The sequence below is a fragment of the Pseudoalteromonas sp. RB2-MNA-CIBAN-0110 genome (assembly GCF_040309305.1).
Classification (GTDB): Bacteria; Pseudomonadota; Gammaproteobacteria; order Enterobacterales; family Alteromonadaceae; genus Pseudoalteromonas; species Pseudoalteromonas arctica.
Genome location: NZ_JBEOOQ010000386.1, coordinates 1 through 207, shown reverse-complemented (window position 1 = coordinate 207; position 207 = coordinate 1). Strand labels below are relative to the sequence as shown.

The window sequence follows — 207 nt, the reverse complement described above, 5'->3', positions numbered from 1 at the left end:
TGGGTGATTAGCTCAGTTGGGAGAGCATCGCCCTTACAAGGCGAGGGTCACTGGTTCAAGTCCAGTATCACCCACCAAATTACATCAAGCGGTTAATTGACAACAAAGAATTAAATAACAGGCATACCTATTATATGTGGGTGATTAGCTCAGTTGGGAGAGCATCGCCCTTACAAGGCGAGGGTCACTGGTTCAAGTCCAGTATCA

1 tRNA gene is annotated in these 207 nt (G+C 46.4%); it reads left to right on the top strand.

Going from position 1 to position 207, the window contains the following annotated elements:
- Position 1 precedes the first annotated feature (1 nt).
- Positions 2–77, top strand: a tRNA-Val gene (locus tag AAEY68_RS21870).
- Positions 78–207: the final 130 nt, after the last annotated feature.